Source organism: Paracoccus sp. FO-3 (genome assembly GCF_006386455.1).
Lineage (GTDB): Bacteria > Pseudomonadota > Alphaproteobacteria > Rhodobacterales > Rhodobacteraceae > Paracoccus > Paracoccus versutus.
In genome coordinates, this window is the sequence record NZ_VCBQ01000207.1 from 1 (window position 1) to 3,395 (window position 3,395).

General features: G+C 64.1%; 5 protein-coding genes and 2 pseudogenes. All 7 read left to right on the top strand.

Translation table 11 applies throughout. The annotated features are described in order from the left end of the window. Positions 1-259 (top strand): hypothetical protein (locus tag FE811_RS28040; protein ID WP_219848971.1); only part of this gene is annotated, 259 nt, incomplete at its 5' end. Beyond that, positions 201-440 (top strand): DUF6634 family protein, encoded by a 240-nt coding sequence (locus tag FE811_RS28865; RefSeq protein ID WP_370362712.1) that lies wholly within the window; start codon positions 201-203, stop codon positions 438-440. The genes FE811_RS28040 and FE811_RS28865, both read left to right, overlap by 59 nt. A 373-nt stretch (positions 441-813) precedes the next feature. Further along, a complete protein-coding gene (locus FE811_RS28570; RefSeq protein WP_255469856.1) occupies positions 814-951 on the top strand; it encodes a hypothetical protein in 138 nt (45 codons plus the stop codon). Positions 952-982: 31 nt separating this feature from the next. Then, complete coding sequence (locus FE811_RS26205; protein ID WP_255469857.1) at positions 983-1,924, top strand: AAA family ATPase; 942 nt, start codon at positions 983-985, stop codon at positions 1,922-1,924. Between the two features lie 38 nt (positions 1,925-1,962). After that, positions 1,963-2,412, top strand: a pseudogene (locus FE811_RS28870) (DUF6634 family protein); the annotation flags it as partial. 17 nt (positions 2,413-2,429) lie between these two features. Next, positions 2,430-2,540: pseudogene (locus FE811_RS28575) on the top strand (alpha/beta fold hydrolase); the annotation flags it as partial. 140 nt (positions 2,541-2,680) lie between these two features. Then, the gene (locus tag FE811_RS26220; RefSeq protein ID WP_140849425.1) at positions 2,681-3,292 is read left to right on the top strand and encodes a hypothetical protein; all 612 of its coding nucleotides are present in this window, start codon (positions 2,681-2,683) and stop codon (positions 3,290-3,292) included. The last annotated feature ends 103 nt before the right edge of the window (positions 3,293-3,395 follow it).

Genomic DNA, 3,395 nt, shown 5'->3' on the forward strand with positions numbered 1-3,395 from the left:
GGCCGGGTTTTACTCCGCCGTTGACAGAGAACCTTTTGTCTCCGGAAAGCGGGTTATGTTGAAAGGTCCGCTGAAGATGCTGTCCTGTTCCGAGAATTCACTCGCCCCGGCTGCTGAGCGGCTGCCGCCATCCCCACACGACCATTCGCGGGCCACAACAGCACACGTGTCGATTGCCGAAACGCATTTCGGGCGCATTCATGCCTTGCTTTGTGCAGGCGCCCTGCCCCAACGATCTTGCACACGCGATCATCCTTGAGGCCTGGCAGCCCTGCCTTTTCATGCAAGGGTGTCCTGCGCTTTGGGGTGTGCTGATGGATCATCCCCGCCTCGGGCGCCGCCCTGTGTTGACACCGCGACTGCTGGTGATTGACCGACCTGACGGCTGGGCCCGCAGCTTGCAGGGCCTGATCCGCTTGGGGTTTTCCTTCGCTCAGTAGCGCGCATTCGCTCCCTCACAGCTGACGGCATCGTGCGCCAGATACGCGTGATCGAGGCCGCAGGCTATGTATCCATCGACCCGAAGATGCTGGAAGGTCTGCTTTCGGACTTCGCGCGAACTGTTCGCCTGATGCATGCATGCCGGCCACGCCCTGCCCGCTTGACTGAATCGCCCTATATCGGTTCTGGCCAGAGTATAGACGACCGATCGCCAGGCTGAGATCTCGCGGGCGCCACGCGATTTCTCGGTCCGGGCCGGTTCGAAAACCCCGCCCGACCTGATCTTCCCAAGCGCCTGATCGCCATCCCTCAAGCCTGCTGCCGCGACCGACCTTTCTTGGTCGACGGCCCCCTCATGACTGGAGTATCCCCATGTCCACCATCCCCTTCATCGAGACCCGCACCTTCAGCCCGAACGAGGGTCGCTTCGAACTCGAGGACCGCTTCAAGCGGCATCTGCGCAAGCTGCGCTGCAAACGGGTTCCCCCCGGAGCGTCTGGCCCCACCTGACGATGTCGACGCGCCAAGCGAAAGCCCCGGCATGGATCTGATGGATATCATCGGGATCAGCGCCGACGACGCGGCCCGCATCCGGCGCCGGGTCAAGCGAATCCTGGAGCTGCGCAAGGCCGCCACCGGCCTCGAACACCTGAAGTCGGACGATCGAGCGCGGTTGGACACGGTGAAGAATGGGGCTCGACTGATCTCGATCCCGAGCGAGCGTCGCGCGGACGAACTGGCGGCGACTTTGCAAGATGACATGTCCTGGATGGCCCCAGCCACGGAAGTGGTCTGGCGGGCCATGCGTCGATCGGTGCGCGAGGGATGGCCGGGCCTGAGGGTGCCGCCTCTTCTGCTCGACGGTCCGCCGGGCATCGGCAAAAGCCACTGGGCGCGGCGCTTCGGCGAACTGCTCTCGGTGCCGACCGCGGTGATCGAAGCCACCGGAGAAAATGTCAGCTTCGGCGTTGTCGGATCTCAGCGCGGTTGGGGCGGATCCTGCCCTGGCAGGCTGATAGAAACGGTGCTGCAAAGCCGCGTCGCCAACCCCGTCATGGTGGTGGACGAGGTGGAAAAGGCCGGCACTGCGGTTTCGATGAAAGGCCACGCCTTCAGGTTGGCAGAGGCGCTTTTGCCGTTGCTGGAGCCGCTGATCGCGACGCGCTGGAGTTGCCCCTATTACCAGGTGAAGTTCGACATGAGCTGGGTGATGTGGGTGTTGACCTCGAACGATCACCGCCGGTTGCCGGAACCCTTGCTCAGCCGTTGCCCGCCGATCCCGCTGCGTCCTCTCACCCTCGCCGAACTACAGGGCTTCGTGCGGCGCGAGGGCGTCAAGCGCGCGCTGTCCGAGACGGCCGTCGACGCGATCTGCGAGGTCCTCGCCCACCCCACCCTGCAGCGGCATCACCCCAGCCTGCGGGTCGCCACGCGCATGCTGCAGCGCGCCGCCGATCTGGAACAGCGGCCTGTTCGGCACTGATCCGGCACGTCCATCCTTGCTCATACAGGAGATCAGCCCTGAAACTCTCGCCCGAAGACCGCGCCTGGATCGACCTGGCCCTGCAGGCCATCGCCGCTGTCGAAGCCGGCCCCTCGGAAGCGGACATCGCGCATGCGCCGGTTCTGTCGGACTGGAAGCCGTTGATTTCACCGCTCGGGCACGTGATGCTCTGGAGCGAGGTTGTCGGCCACCCCATTCTTGGCAACTCAAGCATCACCACCTCGCAGCTGATCGCGATCAATCCCGGGGCCGGTTGGGCCCGGACGGTGTCGCGCTGGTATCGGCTCGCGCAACCCGTCGCTGTCATTGACGCGGTTCTTGCGAAAAACCTTGGTCTGAAGAATCCAACCGCAGCGGCGATCAAGTTCGCCATACCCGGGTTCATTACCCTGGATGATATGGCGACCCTGGATGAGATCCTGACCGAGAATATCGCACGCATCCGCAAGATCGACGCGGCGGACCGTGCAGCCTCCGGACGCGCCGCGGCCGCGGTGGTTCGGATTGGGCCGATCCCGAAACCTATACGGTGGCGCAAGAGGCACGGGACGCCCTGGCGCTGCTGGACCACCTGGGGATCGCGCGGGCCGCCCTCGGTCGAGGGCAGAGCCCCTCTTTCATCCGAAATTTTTCCGGTTGGCGATTGACGCCCGCTTTCCCGCCTGCCGTAACTCCCATACGAAATAAATTCGGATGGTTCGCAACATGGCAACGTCGGGAGAAATGGTGGCGGCAATGGCCGATCTGTTCGACGTCAACGCCGTGACGGTCGAGAGCATCGACCGCAGCCTGTCGACGGCTGGCCTGCGCCGGAAAGGCGGGCGCGGTCGGTCCGCGCTGCATATGACCGGGTCGGATATTGTCAGCCTGAGTTTCGCGCTGATCCTGGGCACGGGCATGAAAGATGCGCCGGAGAAGGTCGGCAAGGTCAGTCGGATGCCGCGACTGCACGCCTCCGTGCAATGGCGTCCGGACCCGGAAACGCCCCTGTCCGCGCTGGCCGAGCAGGTGGAGCAGTATCAGGAGTACCCGGCTGCGACTGCAGGTCTAGGCGTATTTCCGGGTGGGGCGGCACTTGCTGCGGCGGGGACCTTGGGTGAAGGCGTTGCCGCACTGGTCGATGCGATGGCTGCCGGCGAGTTCCGCTCGCTCGACGATGTGGCGTTGAACCTGCAGATGTCGAGCGTCGGCCCTTCGGCCAGGCTCGCCTATGCCACCCGCGCCGGGGTATTGCGCGTGCATTACGAGACCACCGGTCCGGAAGCGGAGCGTCCGGTCTTCGAGCGTCGTTTCAAGCTCGACGAGTCTCTCCTGCGGCGTCTCGCCGGAATCATAGCCACCCGGTGACCGGCATTGGCCGGGATCTGACGGCATCGATCATGAATGCGGTAATGGACATGAATCCCCTGGCTGCTCTTATCTCGTCCTTCTCTATTCGGCGTCCTTAGGT